Source organism: Clostridium sp. OM05-9 (assembly GCF_003481465.1).
GTDB classification, from domain to species: domain Bacteria; phylum Bacillota; class Clostridia; order Lachnospirales; family Lachnospiraceae; genus Coprococcus; species Coprococcus ammoniilyticus.
Window position 1 is genome coordinate 252,033 of sequence record NZ_QULF01000004.1, and the last position, 17,716, is coordinate 269,748.

Here is a 17,716-nt window from a genome sequence, read left to right on the forward strand (position 1 = left end):
GCAATTCCGCATCCATTATAACCACGTTTTTCCCGGCTTTCAAGATGGTACTGCTTTTGTTCATGAAGATTTAACCTTTCTATTCACCCAGATAGTCCATCGCAATACCAAGAGAGGTTTCTCCTCTGCTGATCGTCAGGCTCCATTTTCCGATCTGAAGGTCTGTATAATTTGCACTGGAATCATCCGCAGAATACTCCTTTTCCTGATAGGAGCGGATCATCTCTGTTGTCCGTTCCAGACTGTCGCCCTGAAGCGTTTCATCCTCAAGTGCCATTACCAGATCTTCATAGATCTGATCCAGACAGAAACCATCATCGACATCCGGCGGATACTGCCATATTCGGACAGAGTGGATCGCCTGTGTATTCAGATCACTGTTTATGCTCACATCAATGCCATATTCGTCATCTGAAATATACTTTTCTTTATTATAGTATGTAAATGTATCTCCGTTTTGATACGAGTATTCATACAAACTCAGATTCCCGGCAGTCCCTGTACTTGTATCTTCAAATAAAATGTCATCTTCCTCTGCATTCTGTAAAAAAGCAGCCTCCAGCTCATCACTGGTGACGCCCTCATAATGAGCCACACCATCACAGGCTTCTCCCCGGTCATACACTTCATCGGCTGATAAGCCAACCAGACTGTCTGTGCCATAATCCGTGGTTTCTCCCGGCTGATAGATATAGCGGTAGCTGTATCCGTTCTCATCTACATAGTTTTTCTCATCCTGTTCATCCAGCATCTCATGTAATTCATCCAGAGATTCCTGCATCTTCTGCTTATCCCGGTACTGCTGCCATGCATCCCACAAGCTGCTCATCCGGAAGCATACTCCAATCGCAGCCAGAAAAAGCAGGCCAGAGATCACACTCTCTGCTTTCTTCGATTTCTTTTTCTTTGTCGTATAGGTCGTATCCAGATTCGGCATAGGGTTTGCCGATGTCGGAGTCCGATTCGCCCATTTCGGAAGCTCGGTTTCAAACTCATCATGGCAATCCGTTACTTCATCCTCAACTTCAGGTTTATCCGCACTGTAGTCCGATACATCCCCACTATATTGATACTCTCTCTGATAATCTTCAGGCTCTCGTCTTTCGTTCAGATAAAAGCTGTGGCTGGTTTCTATCGGTGTTACAAACCGTTTACAGGTTTTACAAAAATTAATACTGTTTACTTTTCCATCACATATCGGACAGATCTTTGTTCCCATAAGTACCTCCTCTTTCTTTTCGATACTTTATTTCTAACGCTAACTTTATATTCTTTTTCGGCATCCGTCAATATTCTTTTCTCCGGCTTGACATCCCCATGGAAACTCACTATTATTTTTTTAACTTATGATCTACAGGAGGTTTATGTCACATGCCCGGTTTTCTGATGCATCTGATCGAGGGTGAAATGATAATCAATAAAATAAATACAGGTGTAACTTCCGCAGCCGATTCCCGTCTGTTGGCAATAAAGGCCGACCCGGAACAGTTTCTCCTCGGCTGTATCCTGCCGGATATCACGGATAATAAAGAAAGAACGCATTTCCGTCCGGCATGGCAGAAGAATCTGATCACTAAATATCCGGATCTTGATTATATCCGTGCTCTCTACCCGGATGATGCGATATTGTCACCGGCTGACTATGGCATCCTGGCACATCTGCATCTGGATACCCACTATGTGACTGATTTCTGGCCGGACTATTTTACTATAGAAAATACCGCAGGGAATACCTGTTTTGATACAAGACAACCTTTGTATGTTCACATTTCCTCACAACCGGAAAAAAAGATTCCTCTGGCAGAATTTTTCTCTGACCGGTACTTTTATGGAGAATATGATAGGATCAATCCACGTCTGCTAAAGGACTTTCATCCATATATACCGGAACAAATCACTTATCAGCCGGAGCTTGTACATATTACAGAATGCCGGCCGGAGGATCCGTCACAGATCACAAAAGCTCTGCAGACGTACATTATTCAGAATCCGTCACCTGCCCCGGAAGCTTCCGTCACCCGTGCTGAGATTTTTCCATATGATGCAGTCATTGAATTTCTGGAACATATGGCAGATACATTTTTTACAGAATTCATTTAACCTGTCTTCCATATCAGCAGCCAAAATAATATTTATAATTTCACCCATAACAAACAGCCATCGATGCATCGGAAACGGATCCGTATATGGATCCGGCTTCCTTTTCATCAATGGCTGTTTTTTTATTTTCGGCTTATTTGATCTTCGCTTTTACTTTAACGGAATAAGCACCATATGTTTTTTTCTTATTCAGAGTCTTGTATGCTCTGACCTTGAAATAATATGTCTTTCCTTTTTTCAGGCTCTTCTTTGTCAGATTCAGCTTCTTTGTATCGCCGATCTTCTTATACTTGCCTTTCTTTGAGGTTGCCATATATACCTGATATCCACTGGCACCGGCTACCTTCTTCCAGCTTATCTTACATGCCTTTGATTTCGCTGTCGTCTTTACTGATTTTACCTTTGACGGCTTCGTTACAAAGGCCTTACTCTTCTCTTTGCCCTTTATCTTAGAGTTTCCTGACTTCTTATAAGCATATACACTATAAGTGTATTTGGTTCCTGCTTTCAGCTTCTTCGCATTGTAAGAAGATGCATTCTTACCCACCGTTTTTATAAGTTTCTTCTTGCCGGAGCCCTGCTTCTGGTAGATCATATATCCATCTGCATCAGATACCTTCTTCCATGTGATCTTTGCAGAAGTTGTCTTGATCTTGCTTACTGTAATCTTTTTCGTTACACCAGGCTTCTTCACATTTGGTGTGGTCTTTGCCTTAATTGCAAATGTCTTTGACGCACTTCCTGTATAATTGCCTTTTCCGGTTATCACAACCTTCGCTGTACCAACATTTGTATTGTTGGAATATGCTGCCGTGTAATCTGTATTCAGCTTCAGCACCTTACCCTTTAATGTAACAGTAACTGCAGGTGTTAACGCTTTTCCGGTGTAAGTCTGATCTGCCACCGTTATAACTGCCGCAGACAGATCTGTCTTTGTAACCGGTGTCGTCTGTTTTACAATTGCAAAATACTGTGTCAATGTACCGGTGTAATTTCCATTTCCTATAATCTGTATCACAGCCTTAGTTGTCGGCTCTATATTAGACTGATACGATACCGTATAGTCTGCAGATGCACCGGCGCTCAGCACTGCATTTCTTGCTGTATCCTTGACAATAACGGAAGGTGTGACAGCCTTTCCTGTATAGGATACGCTCTTTGTATAGGACACTGTACATTTCTCTATCTGTTTTGGAAGGATCGTAAAGGTTCCATATCCTGTATTTTTAAAGGAATCCGAAAGACCATTTACCGTGATCCTTGCAGTTCCGGCATTGATATTTTCAGAATAGAGCACACTGTATTCGGATGGATCGATCACTCTACCGGATACCTTTACTGTAACAGCCGGCTTCTGTTCCCTGCCGTTATAAGTCTGGTTCTCGGCCGTTATCTCTGCCTCCTTGAGATTGATCTCCTGTTTCTGGATTGAGAAATACCGGTCTATTGTTCCTGTATAATTTTCTTTTCCTGTGATCCGGATCCGTGCAGATGTTGTCACTTCTGTATTGTTCTGATAGCTGACATCATAATCCACATTTTTCTTCAGCTCAACTGCTCCATCCATTACCTTTACTTCCGGACAAACCTGCTTTCCTGTATATGCCATCAGATTTGCGTAAGTCACAGAAGTGTCTTTCAGAGGCTTCGCCTGGATCGTAAATTTTTCAGTTATCGTTCCCTTATAATTGCCTTTGCCTGTAACTGTGATCGTTGCAGTTCCGACATTGATATTGTTGGAATATGTCACATCATAGTTTGCAGCCGCCAGTGATCTTCCACTTATCAGAACAGTGCATCCCGGTTTCAGTTCTCCTCCTGTATAGGTATATGGAGAACCTGTAACCATGATAAAACCGCCATTATTTATATCAAAAGGCTGAATGGTAAAGGTCTTTTCAACTGTTCCATCATAATTGCCAAGACCTGTAATCTTTGCTTTTGCAGTTCCGGCATTGATGTTATTTGTAAATGCAGCTGCATAATCCTTGCCCTTTGTAAGCGTTTTGCCGTTAAAGGTTACTGTAATATCCGGACTTAACGCTGATCCTGTATAAGTCACTGTACCCACATTCATTACCAGTGAATCATTCAGCGATTTCCGCGTGATCGCAAAAGTTCCGGTTGTGGTTCCCTTATAATTACTGCCGGTTCCGGTCACAGTAACGGTTGCCGTTCCGACATTGGTATTGCCGGAATATGAAACACTGAATTCTGACAGATTTGTGATCCGCTTTCCACCTGTGGTTGTAAGGCTTACAACTGCCGGTGTAAATGCCGCACCTGTATATTCATATGACCGCTGTACAAGTGCTACTTCTGCACCTGTAATATCTGCTGCCACGATCTTAAATGTCAGGGTTCTTGTACCTGTATATGCTCCGATGCCCTGGATCGTAATGGTTGCAGTGGAACCGACCGTCTTATTGTTGGTTACTGTTACAGTATAACTCTCACCTTCTACCAGAGTAACTCCATCCCGTGTGATCCTGAGCTTCGGAATAATGGCTTCTCCTCCCTGATACTCCTGATCTCCGATCGATGCTATGCTGATTGAACTGTCATTGATGTTTGTTACAATCTTTGTGATCTTAAATGTACAGGCCTGTGTACCGCTGAAATTTCCATTTCCTGTGATCCGGATCGATGCACTGTCTGTTTCATTTATATTATTGCTATAGGAAACAGTGTAATCCGTTCCTGCCTTCAGTTCATAGGAACCATAGGTCAGTTTTACAGAAGGCTTTACCTCGGATCCGGTATATACCATCTCTTTGCTGTATTCTGCCTTACAGCTTGAAATAGCTCTGGCTGCGATCGTGAAGGTCGTCTTTGAACTTCCGCTATAGTTACCTTTTCCTGTTGCTGTAATCGTTCCTGTACCGGCATTGATATTATTTTTATAGGATAATTCATAATCTGCATTGGCAGCTAAAGTCGTAGTTCCAATCTTTACGGTTGCTGTCGGCTTCTGTTCACTTCCTGTAAATGTACATGCTGTAATATTACTGAAAACCGCTCCGTTGATCGATTTCTTTGTAACAGTAAATGTTCCCACTGCATATCCTGTAAAGTTTGCATTTTTTCCTTTTATAGTTACCGTTGCCGTTCCGCAGTTTGTATTATTCGAATAATTCACAGTGAAATTCGTCATACTGGTGTAGGTCTTTCCGGATACAGTTGTAAAGGATGTAACACCCGGAGTCTGTGGCATGCCTGTATATTCATAACTGTCTGCTTCCAAAACAACCTTTGCATTTGTCAGATCAAGTGCAACAACATTAAAGGTTACTGTTCTTGTTCCTGTATAATCATTGATTCCCGTAATAGTTACTATTGCTGTAGATCCTGCAGTATAGTTATTGGTATAAGTAACCGTATAATCTGTATTCAGAGTAAGGATCGTACCACCATTTCTGACTGTAACAGCAGGTCGGAGTCCCTGTCCTGCATTGTATTCCTGGTCTGCGATCGCATCGACTGTAATCGTTGAAGCATTGACGTCCGTACGATCTCTGGTGATCTTATATGTCAGTACTTTTCTTCCTGTAAAATTACCTTTTCCTGTCACTGTAGCAGTCGCTGCCCTTGTCTCATTTATATTATTGGAATAAGCAACGGTATAATCCGTACCCTCTATTAAGAGCTTCTGACCATATGTGATACGGATATTCGGAGTTACGGCACTTCCTGTCCATTTTACGCTCTCATCATAACTGAGCGAGCAATCTGCCAGCGCTCTTGCACTGATCTTGAAATTTACAGATTTCGTTCCACTGTATCCGTTCTTTCCGGTGATCGTAACCGTACCTGTACCACAGTTGACATTTGTGCCATATGAAACGGTGTAATCGCTGTCCTTCGTCAGTGTTTTGCCATCATAGGTCACTGTAACCTCCGGTTTGATCTGTGCTCCGGTATAGGTCTGATCTGCAATTGTACTGCACACTGCCCCTGACAGATCCGGCAGGGAAGAAGTGATCGTAAAGTACACGGTTTTGGAACCTGTATAGTTTCCCTTGAACGTAACAATTACCTTTGCCAGATTGCCGGCTGCTACATTATCTTTATAAGATACCGTATAATCCGTTCCTTCGGTCAGTGTATATCCATCTGAAGTGACCGACGTTACTGTCGGTCTGATCTCTGCACCGGTCTGATCAAAGGATGTCTGGTTCAGTGTTACCCTTGCTGTATTCGTCACATCCAAAGGATTGACGGTCAATGTACCGGTAACGGTTCCTGTATAATTGCCTTTTCCTGTCGCACTGATTGAAACCGTACCGGCTGTCTTTGCTACATAGCTTGCAACTGTATAATCGGTTTTATTCGTCAATGTTGTTCCCAGTTTGCTGTCATAAACACTGATCTTTGGTGAAAATACTTCTGCTCCATATTTATATGTTGCAGGCTCTGCCGTCAAAGTCGCCTTTGAAATATCTCTTGGATTGATCTTAAAAGTGAGGGACTTTGTATTTGTATATTTGCCGCATCCACTGATCAGAACCGTTCCATTTCCTGCATTTGTATTTGCAGAATAGGATACCGTATAATCCGTTCCATGCTTTAATGTCGTGCTTCCATCCTTTACCGCGACAGCCGGTGTCTGTGCCTGTCCATTATATGTACATGATGCTACATTCACGGTCGTCTGTGATATATCCTTTAAGGCTGCACTTCCACTGCTGATCGTATAGTTCAGGGATGTGCTTCCGGTGTAACAATCCTTACCTGTGATCGTCACGGTTGCGGTTCCCGGATTTATATTGTTGCTGTAAGAAAGTGTATAATCCACGTCTTCTTCCAGATACTGATAATCATTATTCTCATCCAGCCAGGAGTTCACATCGGCAATCGTAACCGATGGCTTCTTTTCCTTTCCGTCATAGCTGTAATTGGAATTGCTTAGTGTGATGATCTGATCCTGGATATTGGCAGCCCTCAGATACCAGGTATAGGTTTTGGAACCACTGAAATTATTCATTCCCTTAATCACTGTTGTTCCCTTAGAACCAATCTCCAGATAATTCTCTGAAAGAGTAACATTCTCATAATAATCTTTCTCCGCTACCAGAACCTTTCCATTCCAGGTAACCGATTCGACTGTCGGAGAATTTGCCAGATTCTTTACATACGGAACATAATACTTGCCGGATACAAGCGTCATATCGGATGCAAATTTGACCTTTGCTTTATTGATCGGTGTGACACGAATTTTGAATTTTGCCGTATTGCTTCCTGTATAACCCTTTTCCGGTTTACCGGTTATCGTTGCCACGGCAAGCTCGGTTGCAGTTGACACGTTCACGTTATTTGTGTATACCACATCATAACAGTCCGACGGTACTTCCTCCCCATCTACCTTTACCGTAACCGGTGCTTCGATCGCCTCTCCGGTATAATAATTACCAAGACCGGTTTCCGTCGTTGCTACAACAGTAACCTTATGTGCTCCATCCTTTCCGGACAGATCGATCAGATCCGCTGCCTTCACCCAATCTGCAAATGGAATTCCTGCCCCGCCATACGGCATGATCATCGTGATGACCATGACAACGGTAAGGAACCATGCTGCCACTCTTTTTCCATGTTCTCTCATGCTTCTAAAATGCCCTCCTTGCTGTTATGCCCGCTGTATTATACACTTTATACAAGATGCCTCTACATTTGTACTGCCCCTCTGTGCATATTTTTCATTTCATCCTGTCTCCTATGATATTACATAAAAAAATACCCCAAATGCAGTTCCGCGCGAACAAAATTTAAGTGAATTTTACCATTTTTTGCATGCCGCTTCAATCCGCATTTGGGATATTTTTTATTTTTATTTTATAATATGTCACACTAACTGGTTGGAATATAGAAGATATCCAGCATCTCTTCTACCAGACTTCCCGTATCCACCTGATACTCATCAAAATGAGCAGGGCGTTCATACGTTCCCGGAAGCTCCTGTATATCCTTCTCTGCAACTGCTATATCCATTCCACGCATTCTGCTGAACAGATACAGGCAGGCATCTCTGTCCAGATTCGTCTGCAGATATGGACTTGCTGCCTCGTATACCTTCTTTATGATTCCCTTATCATCGGAATAGCACTGTTCAAACCGCTCCAGCCAGCCTGCCAGATACTGACTCTGACGTTCCATCCGCCTGCCGTGTTCACCGACTGCATCCGTTACCGTATCCATCTTTTCCAGATACCGGTATGCGTCATTGCCCTGTAAGGTGACTACGTCCTTCTCAAAGACATTCTCACTGATCGTATCTCTGGCTGTCAATGTTACCCCGCTCAGGACGTCATTGATATCTGCCATTGCATCCATGTCAAAGGCCACATAACCGTTAATCGGAAGATTATACATCAGTCCGGATACCGCATGTGTAAAATTCTCACAACTGACGATTTCTCCATCCCCATAACCATACGCCAGTCCGATCTGCATCCGATCTGTAAGTGCTGTTTTTCCTTCTATGGTTTTAATATCCACATCTGTCATACTGTCACGATTTATATTAATAACGTGAAGCTTATCATTTCGAAGATCAAATACCACCAGGAAGCACAGATCGATCCTTCCGCCATACCGGACATATTCAGATCCATTTGCATCCGAATAGATCAGGGCATCATCTCTGTCTCTGAGATCTGCTTCCGTCGTAGCTTCTGTATCCTCTGAGGTTTTCTTTGACTTCTTTGACTTTTTGGGCTTTGTTTTCTCCGTTGCCGCCTCTGTTGTCTTCGGTTCTTCGTTCTTTTCCGATTCCTTCGGCACATATTCGGAATTATCAACACCAAATACCAGAATCGATACGGTATCTGTATTATAAACGTAGTTCTTTCCTTTATATGTGATAGCCGTTGAAGAAGATCCGTCTGTATGAAAACTCACCTTTTCTCCCTGCGCATTTTCTGCCAGCCGGTTCTTTCCATTCATATACATTCTGGCAAATATACCGGCAGGGATCCCGGTCACAACCAGTACAACAACAAGCAGGATCACACAGACCTTTTTCCTGAGACTCCATGGATCTTTCAGCTTTTTGGGTGCATATACCGGTCTGGATTCCAGTTCCGGATCCAGCTTCTTCTTTTCCCGTTTCGCTTTCTCTGCCTTCTTCTGAAAAAATTCTTTTCTGATATCCTCTGTCTGGATACCTTCGGCAGCGATCTCTTCCTGTGTTTCCTGCACGATCTCTTTTATAAGCTGATCGACTGCTTCCTCACCAGTCTGCGGAACCGGAGCAGCAACCGGTTCTTCCGTCCGGCTGACCGGACGGCTGTTTTCGGTTTCCTGTTTTACTTCTGTCTTTTTTTCTTCTGACTCTTTTTCTTCTGACCGTCCATCCTGCAATGCTTCTGCAAGCCGAATCGCTTCTAACAGCTTCTCGTCAAATAAATCTTCCATATAACAACCTTATGCATACAGTGGATACTTCTCTACAATACTCTTAACAAGTGCTTCTGCTTTTGCCTTGTCATCATCAATCACTGCTGCCTTGATTGCCTCAGCAATTGTCTCCATATCAGCTTCATTTGCACCTCTTGTTGTAACCGCCGGTGTTCCGATACGGATACCGCTTGTTACAAACGGAGATTTTGGATCATTTGGTACTGTGTTCTTATTTACAGTGATATGAACCTCATCTAAAAGCTTCTCTACTTCCTTACCGGTACGGTCCAGATTCTGAAGATCCACCAGCATAAGGTGGTTATCTGTACCACCTGATACGATATTGAAGCCTCTTGCCATTAATGCAGATGCAAGTGCTGCTGCATTCTTTACAACCTGTGCCTGATACTCCTTATATTCCGGCTGTAATGCTTCCTTTAAACATACTGCCTTACCTGCGATGACATGCATCAGAGGTCCGCCCTGGATACCAGGGAATACTGCCTTATTGAAGTTGAACTTCTCATTGATCTCGTTGCTGCACATGATCATACCACCTCTAGGTCCACGAAGTGTCTTATGAGTAGTAGTTGTTGTAACATGTGCATATGGAATCGGGCTCATATGAAGGCCTGCTGCTACAAGACCTGCGATATGTGCCATATCTACCATCAGATATGCACCAACCTCATCTGCAATCTCACGGAATCTCTTGAAATCGATTGCTCTTGCATATGCAGATGCACCCGCTACGATCAACTTTGGCTTGCATTCCTTTGCGATCTCAAGAACCTTGTCATAATCTATAAAGCCATCATCATTTACACCATAAGGTACACAGTGAAAATATTTACCGGACATATTTACAGGTGATCCATGTGTCAGATGTCCGCCATGATCCAGATTCATTCCCATAAACGTATCGCCAGGATTTAAAATAGCAAAAAATACTGCCATATTGGCCTGTGCTCCGGAATGTGGCTGAACATTTACATATTCACATCCAAATAATTCTTTTGCACGCTCTCTGGCAAGATCTTCCACTACGTCTACATACTGGCATCCGCCATAATATCTCTTTCCAGGATAACCTTCTGCGTATTTGTTAGTCAGATGGCTTCCCATGGCTGCCATAACTGCCTTTGATACGATATTCTCTGATGCGATCAGCTCCAGATTGTTATTCTGTCTGTTCAATTCATCCGTCATTGCTGCCGCAACTTCAGGATCTACTTTTGTAATTTCATCAAATCCAAACATTTTCTTACCTCCTGGTATGTAATAATATATAACGCATTAATAGAAACAGTATACCATGTCCTCCCTTTCCATACAAGCCAACAAGTAATAGAAATAGGATAGAAATAAAATTGATGGGAATAAGATCAGATCTTATTTTTCAGAAATGGAAATATTTTCACTTCGCCCCTTGACAAATAAATTTCTCTATACTAATATTGATGAGTATGTTTACATTGAATTGTCCGTGTCCGGTTTTAATGTAAAAACCTTATTATAATCTATAATTCAAATGGAGGTAGAGAATTTTGGCTAACATCAAATCTGCAAAGAAAAGAATTGAAGTAATTGACAAGAAGACTTTAAGAAACAAGATGATCAAGTCTAAGGTTAAGACAGTTATCAAAAAGGTAGAAGCTGCTATCGCTGCTGGTGACAAAGAAGCTGCTCAGGCAAATCTTCTGGTTGCTATCTCAGAGATTAACAAGGCTGCTTCAAAGGGCGTTTACCACAAGAACAATGCTTCTCGTAAAGTATCACGTCTTACAGCCGCTGTCAACAAGATGGCTTAATCTGACTCATATATATTTTTATAATTGATTACATATGTAAGGCTGCACATATATAATCAAAACCGTCAAAAAAACAGAACCCATTGAGGTTCTGTTTTTTTGTGTAATAATTCCGGCATCCAAATCGCAATACCTACGGTATGTTTTGACTCACTGCATTCCTGCGCGTCACATACCAGCTACCGACTCAATGATATTAACAACACTTCCACTGCCACTACATCCGATGCCTGACTGGTCTTTAATTTGTAATCGGTATCCTGACAGGCTTCCATGATCTTCTTCAGCTCCTGTTCCGAATAATTCTGGCACTGTTCCGCATATTTCTTCACCGACCATGACGGAATGCCTAGCACCGATGCCGTATCTGCATAATTTTTATTCTCGGCAAGACACATCTTTGTTTTTAATAACAGATCATACTGTCTGGCGATCAAAAACAGAATTCGCATCGCAGGCTCCCTGTTTTCAAGCAGCTCATGATACAGGTGAAGTGCACGATCCTGCTGCTTTCTGGATATGGCATCGATCATCTCAAATATATGTCCCTCCGAATTGCCAACGCAGAGAGCTTCCACATCGGATACAGTTACATCCTCCCTGTCTACCGTATAGCTTATCAGCTTATCAATCTCATTCTTGATCGAATTCATATCTGATCCGGTATGCTCGATCAGGGAACGGATCGCATCATCGGTTATCCGTTTTCCTTCTCCCTTGAACATTCCCTTAACCCATACAGCAAGCGTCTTCTCATTTGGTGTTTCAAAGCACAGGGCTTCTCCCAGTTTATCAACGGTCTTATATAATTTATTTCTCTTATCAACTTCTGACTCAACAAACAGGATCAGCGAAGTATCCGGCAGCTCTTTGATCCGCTCCGCAAATTCCTCACAGCTCTTTTTAAACAATCCGGTTCCTTCTGCCAGCACCACACGCCGGTCAGCGAAGAATGGCATTGTCTCACAGAAGCCTATGATCTCCATCGGGTCGATCTTCTCTCCTGCAAACTTTGCAAAGTTCATATTGTCCTCACGGTCTGTTACCGCCGAAAGCAATTTGTCTCTGTACTGGTTCACAAGATATGTTTCATCTCCGTATAACAGATATACCGGAGCATAGCTTTCATTCTTTATATGCTCGTTGATAACCGCCATTGCATCCTTACCGCTCTGTTTTTTTCCTGCTGCCATAGCTATGTCTCCTTTCTTTCCTGTTCCAATCCATTATGCCAAATACCGATTTGATTTTCAACACCTGTCTATGATATTCTTCCGTAATACAGATGGTCACGCCATGTTCCAAATGCTTTTGTTACCAGTCCCAGTGCAAAGCCTACCAGAACCGCTGCCATGACTGTTCCGATTCCCACACTGCCAACACTATGTATTGCGATCAAACATGTAACTAACGATATGATAACCATACTGCAGTCAAATCCGATCTTAACCTTTGGAAATGCAATACCGGTGATCGCTGATACTGCCTGCATCGCTCCCTCTCCTGCAAGCGGCATAATATTTGCCGGCAGATAGAAGAAGATTCCGACAGCGATCAGAACAACACTGATCAGCATCATTCCCAGTCGTATCAACATATTATCGGTAGATGGCAGCAACGCCACAAGTGAATTACATAAAGTTGTAAATTTTCCAAATATAATTCCAACTACAATCTGACACAGATTGATCCATTTAAAATTTTTCCGTAATAACAGGATCTGCAGCAAAACCAGCACAACATGAAACAGGATAGTTGCGTTTCCCATCTCCATACCAAATACACAGGTAATCGTATATGGGATCGAGCTTACCGGCGATACCCCAAGGTTTGATTTTACCGATACGGCTATTCCTGCCGTCATGATAAATAAGCCTCCCAGATATGCCACCAGCCGGATTCCCAATCGATCTTTCCACTTCATTTTCTCTCACCTTTCTCTTTCTGACTTTAAACCACAAAAAAAATCTGGTATCATACATCTACCAGACTTTTATCTACTGATCTATTGTAAGAAATGGCACTGGCGAAGTCAAGCGGCTTTGCGTATAGTTTGTGAGATATTACCAAATCCAGACCGAAATTCAGACCGTGATTTCGATCTGATTATCCTCGATACATAGAACACAGCTCTCATAATATCCATCACCTGTCACCCGTGGTCCGCTGACAACTTTATATCCGTCCTCCTGAAGTCTCCTGGTAAGCTCATCTACTTTCTCTCTGCTTCCAACCGAAAACGCGATATGAATATACCCTGTTCGTGCCAGCTCTTTTCTCACATTGGATACTCGTGGTTTCTGCATGATCTCCAGTCTTGCTCCATCGTCAAAGCTTAAGAAATACGACTGAAGCTCCGTTTTCGGATTATAATACCGCTCGCCCGCGTTTGCCCCAAAATATTTTATAAAAAAATCTTTTGTCTTTTCCAGATCTTCTACATACATTGCCACATGTTCTATCTGCATATCTGATATTCTCCTGTTTTCTATGTGTTTCAAAAAAATAACCGAAATATAAAATTTATCCAACCCGGATTATCCAGGTTGTCAATTCAACTCTTTTCTGTTATAGTAGCAGAGGTTTTTGAGAATATCAAATACAAAAATCTAAAATTCAATTTTCAAATGGAGGTGAATTTTCATGGATAGTTGCGATCGTATTGGACGAAGTAAAATATGCGATGTTAGGATAAGGAAGCATAAATGGATGTGGCTGTCTATGAAGCTCCGATAACCCCATCTTATATTGTTGTGTGCCTTTTCATACATCGCATCAGACGATCCTGACCATCCGGTCTTCACACTGAGACGATGTATTTTTATGCCTAAAAACAGGCAGGAAGGAGGTCACAATGACAAAAATCACAGTATTTAAAAAAGATTATGTAACAGAACTCGTAAAAATCATTCGTAATGCAAAGAACGCACAGGTATTGCAGAAGCATTTGGCAAACTATCACGACAAAGATGTCGCAGAAGCAATCACACGGCTAAACGAAACAGAACGAATCCGCCTGTATACTATGATCGGCACCCCACGGCTTGCAGAAATTTTCTCCTATCTGGATGATGCCAAGCCATATCTGGATGAACTGTCACTCGATAAAGCCGCAAGAGTCATATCTGATATGGATGCAGATGATGCTCTGGATATTCTGGATGAATTCTCTGACGAACAACAGCAGGAAATGGTTGCCCGGCTGGACGACGACTCCCGGAGAGATGTAAAGAAACTGCTTTCTTATGAGGATGACGAGATCGGAAGCTGTATGACGAACAATTATATCTGTATTCCTGACACGCTGTCTATCCGTGAAGCTATGAGCGCACTGGTTCGGCAGGCAGGAGAACATGATAATATCTCGACGATCTATACCACCGACCGGGCTGGTCAGTTTTCCGGTGCTATCGATCTGAAAGATCTGATCATCGCACGAGAAAATGACCATTTGTCAAATATTATCAGCCGCTCCTATCCATCTGTCTATGAGCATGTGAAGATTGCTGACTGTATCGAAGATCTTACCGATTATGAAGAAGATTCCATCCCTGTTTTATCCGAAAATGGAACCATCGCCGGTATCCTGACTGCAAATGACATCGTAGAACTGGTTGATAATGCCATGGGTGATGACTATGCCAAGCTCGCCGGTCTTACATCTGAAGAAGATCTGAACGAGCCTACCTTTACCAGCATGAAAAAACGTCTGCCATGGCTCATCATCCTTCTGTTCCTTGGCATAGCGGTATCCTCTGTGGTCGGAATGTTTGAATCCGTTGTTGCGGTACTTCCGATCGTGATCTGCTTCCAGTCTCTTGTCCTTGATATGGCTGGAAATGTCGGCACACAGTCCCTCGCTGTTACGATCCGTGTACTTATGGACGAAGACCTGAGTACTAAAAAGAAGCTTTCCCTTCTTATCAAAGAAATGAAGATCGGCTTCTTAAATGGTGCAAGCCTTGGAATCATGGCACTCCTGTTTTTAGGAATCTATATCCACTATTTTAAGAAATATATATGGGCATCTGCATTCCTGATCTCTGGCTGTGTCGGCATCTCGCTGATCGTTGCAATGGTGATCTCAAGCTTTGTCGGAACTATCATTCCTATGTTCTTCCACAAGATCCATATTGATCCTGCGGTTGCTTCCGGTCCACTCATTACAACGGTCAATGATCTGGTTGCCGTGATCACCTACTACGGACTGGCAATGGTATTTTTGATCAATATTTTTCATATTTAGGTTTTGAATCTTCATCGTTCCGGCAAAAGACAGGTTGTTTTCTATAACAGAAATCACTTCTCTTTTGCAAGAACTTTTTTACATCGTGTTTCTGTTTTCTTTTACCGGAACTTTTTTACATCATGTTTCTATTTCCTTTTGCCAGAACTTTTTTACACCAGGTTTTTGTTCCACATTTTGGACATTTCAAATATCTTGTTGAAATCATATGCATTCCCATTGTATATGCACCAAAGGTCGGAACAAACAGCTCATTGCAATGACGGCATTTGTAATAACCGATGGTGCGCTCGCCTTCCATCGCAACCATAAGTCCACAACCAAATATAACACATGCGATCACTATCAGTAATATCTTAACCGGTACTGCGATCACCTCTGTATACACTGCAACAACCATGATCAATGTAATAAATGATATCGTTGCAATTAAACCCGTTATAATTGTAGGAATTAATTTCTTCTTGTTTTCTTCTCTTTCTTTAATCATATTCACCATATTTTCCTCCGCTTTCTTTTGATATTCTTCCTCAGACACTCTTGCACCGGACAACAGTTCATTTACCGTAATGTCCAGTTCCTTACATAAAGGTAATAACAGAGACACTTCCGGGAATCCCTTTCCACATTCCCATTTAGAAACTGTTTTATCACTGATATTCAGTTTTTCTGCAAGCTGCTTCTGTGTACAACCTTTTCTTTTTCTTTCTGCTGCAATAAACCTGCCTATACTGATCTGATCCATATCTGCCTCCTTTCTGACCAGATTATTACATACCTGCATCCGGCATCATACCCATAAAGCGTAGAAAATGGTGAATTTCTGCGGATTCTACGCACTGTAGAGTATAGTTTGCCGTTTCTTTATACTAATTATATCATGTGCTTCGCACATTCTATGCATTCCGCAAAATCAGCATCCTTGCGAGCAAATAATTTTGCTTTCATTATATCAAATGTGTCATTTATCCGAAATAATATTCTGCCACTTGCTCTATTCTTTCCATTCCAATAGGACAAGCACTGGTTTCATATGTCATAATTAAATTAATAGATGGTATTATTCCATTATCACAATATGTTTTTATTTTCCTGCAGGCATGACTCGCATATTCTGGATTGTCCATCATACCGAAATGTTCCCAATAATAATACTCTCCTGTTTTTGGATGTCGAATCGTAAAATCCGGATACATTACTATCCCATCCAGCACCAACTGATTTTCATATCGAAATGGTATTCTTTCCCGAAATAAAACATTATCGATCATTGCTTCTGATTTAGAACGAAGATACTTACCCTGCGTCCCTTTTATATTCAAATTCTCCGGATATTTCTTATTTGTTTCATATTCTTCTGTCATCCATGCTTCTAAATTTTCTGAATGCGGTCCAAATGCCTTTCCCAGCAATTCAATGTAACCATCATTTTCCAATAACATATCAGATGCATTATTTTCCTTTTGCACTTTTCTTATATATGCATTACATGCTTCAAGCTCGCACATTAAATCCCGTTTTCTTAACATATAATACTTTTTCATAGCAAGTTTTTCAGCCAAGAGTCTCTCTTTCTTTGGCAGATATATCGGCTTTCCTGCACTCTTCAAATACCACTTATATCCTTTTCCATTTTTGGCACATATTAATTCTTCTTTCGGAAATGTTTTCTCTAATATCTCTATCTTCTGTATTTCTTTTTTCAATTTGACGATTCTCTTTATTATTATATCTTTAATCATACGCATTCTCCTCGTTTCTTTTATGTTCTTTTTCTGCAATATTTTTATTGGTATAATTTCCATTTTTATTTGTTAATACCCCCTGAAAACACTTCTCCCATGGTATCAGGCTATTTCCCCACTTTGCATACCCTTCTGCTCATCCTGTTTGTGGTATATTGTCTAATTTTCTTTATCCATACCCTTGTTCAATCCGCTGTAGCGGGTATTATATTAGCTTGCTTTCTTCCATACCCTCGCCAATCTATTGTAGCGGGTATTATATTAGCTTGCTTTCTTCCATACCCTCGCCAATCTATTGTAGCGGGTATTATATTAGCTTGCTTTCTTCCATACCCTCGCCAATCTATTGTAGCGGGTATTATATTAGCTTGCTTTCTTCCATACCCCTTGCACCGCCATTAGCCTTGGTATAACAGTCC

General features: G+C 41.8%; 12 protein-coding genes. 3 read left to right on the forward strand and 9 right to left on the reverse strand.

Annotated elements, in window-relative coordinates:
• Window positions 1-79: 79 nt before the first annotated feature.
• A complete protein-coding gene (locus DXB77_RS08375; RefSeq protein WP_117808483.1) occupies window positions 80-1,219 on the reverse strand; it encodes a hypothetical protein in 1,140 nt (379 codons plus the stop codon).
• Window positions 1,220-1,371: 152 nt separating this feature from the next.
• Between DXB77_RS08375 and DXB77_RS08380 the strand changes: the two genes are divergently transcribed.
• The gene (locus DXB77_RS08380; RefSeq protein WP_117808484.1) at window positions 1,372-2,100 is read left to right on the forward strand and encodes a hypothetical protein; all 729 of its coding nucleotides are present in this window, start codon (window positions 1,372-1,374) and stop codon (window positions 2,098-2,100) included.
• Window positions 2,101-2,233: 133 nt separating this feature from the next.
• Here the strand turns inward: DXB77_RS08380 and DXB77_RS08385 are convergent, their stop codons facing one another.
• The 3 genes from DXB77_RS08385 to glyA all read right to left on the reverse strand — a co-directional run bounded on the left by DXB77_RS08385 (window position 2,234) and on the right by glyA (window position 10,755).
• Complete coding sequence (locus DXB77_RS08385) at window positions 2,234-7,699, reverse strand: fibronectin type III domain-containing protein (protein WP_118663014.1); 5,466 nt, start codon at window positions 7,697-7,699, stop codon at window positions 2,234-2,236.
• Between the two features lie 245 nt (window positions 7,700-7,944).
• Complete coding sequence (locus DXB77_RS08390; protein ID WP_118663015.1) at window positions 7,945-9,510, reverse strand: LCP family protein; 1,566 nt, start codon at window positions 9,508-9,510, stop codon at window positions 7,945-7,947.
• Between the two features lie 9 nt (window positions 9,511-9,519).
• Entirely contained in the window at window positions 9,520-10,755 is a 1,236-nt protein-coding gene (gene glyA, locus DXB77_RS08395; protein WP_021944825.1) for a serine hydroxymethyltransferase, read from the reverse strand.
• A 287-nt stretch (window positions 10,756-11,042) separates the two neighbouring features.
• On the opposite strand from glyA, the gene rpsT reads away from it, so the two are divergent.
• Window positions 11,043-11,306 (forward strand): 30S ribosomal protein S20, encoded by a 264-nt coding sequence (rpsT, locus tag DXB77_RS08400; protein WP_021944824.1) that lies wholly within the window; start codon window positions 11,043-11,045, stop codon window positions 11,304-11,306.
• A 179-nt stretch (window positions 11,307-11,485) separates the two neighbouring features.
• Here rpsT and holA read toward each other — a convergent pair whose 3' ends face one another.
• The 3 genes from holA to DXB77_RS08415 form a co-directional block, all read right to left on the reverse strand.
• The gene (gene holA / locus DXB77_RS08405) at window positions 11,486-12,499 is read right to left on the reverse strand and encodes a DNA polymerase III subunit delta (RefSeq protein WP_117823362.1); all 1,014 of its coding nucleotides are present in this window, start codon (window positions 12,497-12,499) and stop codon (window positions 11,486-11,488) included.
• Between the two features lie 68 nt (window positions 12,500-12,567).
• Window positions 12,568-13,230, reverse strand: coding sequence for a DUF6198 family protein (locus DXB77_RS08410; protein WP_117808810.1), 663 nt, complete (start codon window positions 13,228-13,230; stop codon window positions 12,568-12,570).
• A gap of 160 nt (window positions 13,231-13,390) precedes the next feature.
• Window positions 13,391-13,774: a VOC family protein gene (locus tag DXB77_RS08415; protein WP_118484777.1), complete on the reverse strand. Its 384-nt coding sequence runs from the start codon at window positions 13,772-13,774 to the stop codon at window positions 13,391-13,393.
• A gap of 386 nt (window positions 13,775-14,160) precedes the next feature.
• Between DXB77_RS08415 and mgtE the strand changes: the two genes are divergently transcribed.
• Window positions 14,161-15,552 (forward strand): magnesium transporter, encoded by a 1,392-nt coding sequence (mgtE, locus tag DXB77_RS08420; protein ID WP_118663016.1) that lies wholly within the window; start codon window positions 14,161-14,163, stop codon window positions 15,550-15,552.
• Between the two features lie 115 nt (window positions 15,553-15,667).
• On the opposite strand, the gene DXB77_RS08425 is transcribed toward mgtE, so the two are convergent.
• Together DXB77_RS08425 and DXB77_RS08430 are read right to left on the reverse strand one after the other, a co-directional pair.
• Entirely contained in the window at window positions 15,668-16,297 is a 630-nt protein-coding gene (locus DXB77_RS08425) for a helix-turn-helix domain-containing protein (protein WP_242997358.1), read from the reverse strand.
• A 220-nt stretch (window positions 16,298-16,517) separates the two neighbouring features.
• Window positions 16,518-17,294, reverse strand: a complete 777-nt coding sequence (locus DXB77_RS08430; protein ID WP_118663017.1) for an ATPase — start codon at window positions 17,292-17,294, stop codon at window positions 16,518-16,520.
• Window positions 17,295-17,716: the final 422 nt, after the last annotated feature.

Coding starts and splice junctions, on each gene's coding strand:
- DXB77_RS08375 (WP_117808483.1), bottom strand. CDS start 1,219: ATGGGAACAAAGATCTGTCCGATATGTGATGGAAAAGTAAACAGTATT.
- DXB77_RS08380 (WP_117808484.1), top strand. CDS start 1,372: ATGCCCGGTTTTCTGATGCATCTGATCGAGGGTGAAATGATAATCAAT.
- DXB77_RS08385 (WP_118663014.1), bottom strand. CDS start 7,699: ATGAGAGAACATGGAAAAAGAGTGGCAGCATGGTTCCTTACCGTTGTC.
- DXB77_RS08390 (WP_118663015.1), bottom strand. CDS start 9,510: ATGGAAGATTTATTTGACGAGAAGCTGTTAGAAGCGATTCGGCTTGCA.
- glyA (WP_021944825.1), bottom strand. CDS start 10,755: ATGTTTGGATTTGATGAAATTACAAAAGTAGATCCTGAAGTTGCGGCA.
- holA (WP_117823362.1), bottom strand. CDS start 12,499: ATGGCAGCAGGAAAAAAACAGAGCGGTAAGGATGCAATGGCGGTTATC.
- DXB77_RS08410 (WP_117808810.1), bottom strand. CDS start 13,230: ATGAAGTGGAAAGATCGATTGGGAATCCGGCTGGTGGCATATCTGGGA.
- DXB77_RS08415 (WP_118484777.1), bottom strand. CDS start 13,774: ATGCAGATAGAACATGTGGCAATGTATGTAGAAGATCTGGAAAAGACA.
- mgtE (WP_118663016.1), top strand. CDS start 14,161: ATGACAAAAATCACAGTATTTAAAAAAGATTATGTAACAGAACTCGTA.
- DXB77_RS08425 (WP_242997358.1), bottom strand. CDS start 16,297: ATGGATCAGATCAGTATAGGCAGGTTTATTGCAGCAGAAAGAAAAAGA.
- DXB77_RS08430 (WP_118663017.1), bottom strand. CDS start 17,294: ATGATTAAAGATATAATAATAAAGAGAATCGTCAAATTGAAAAAAGAA.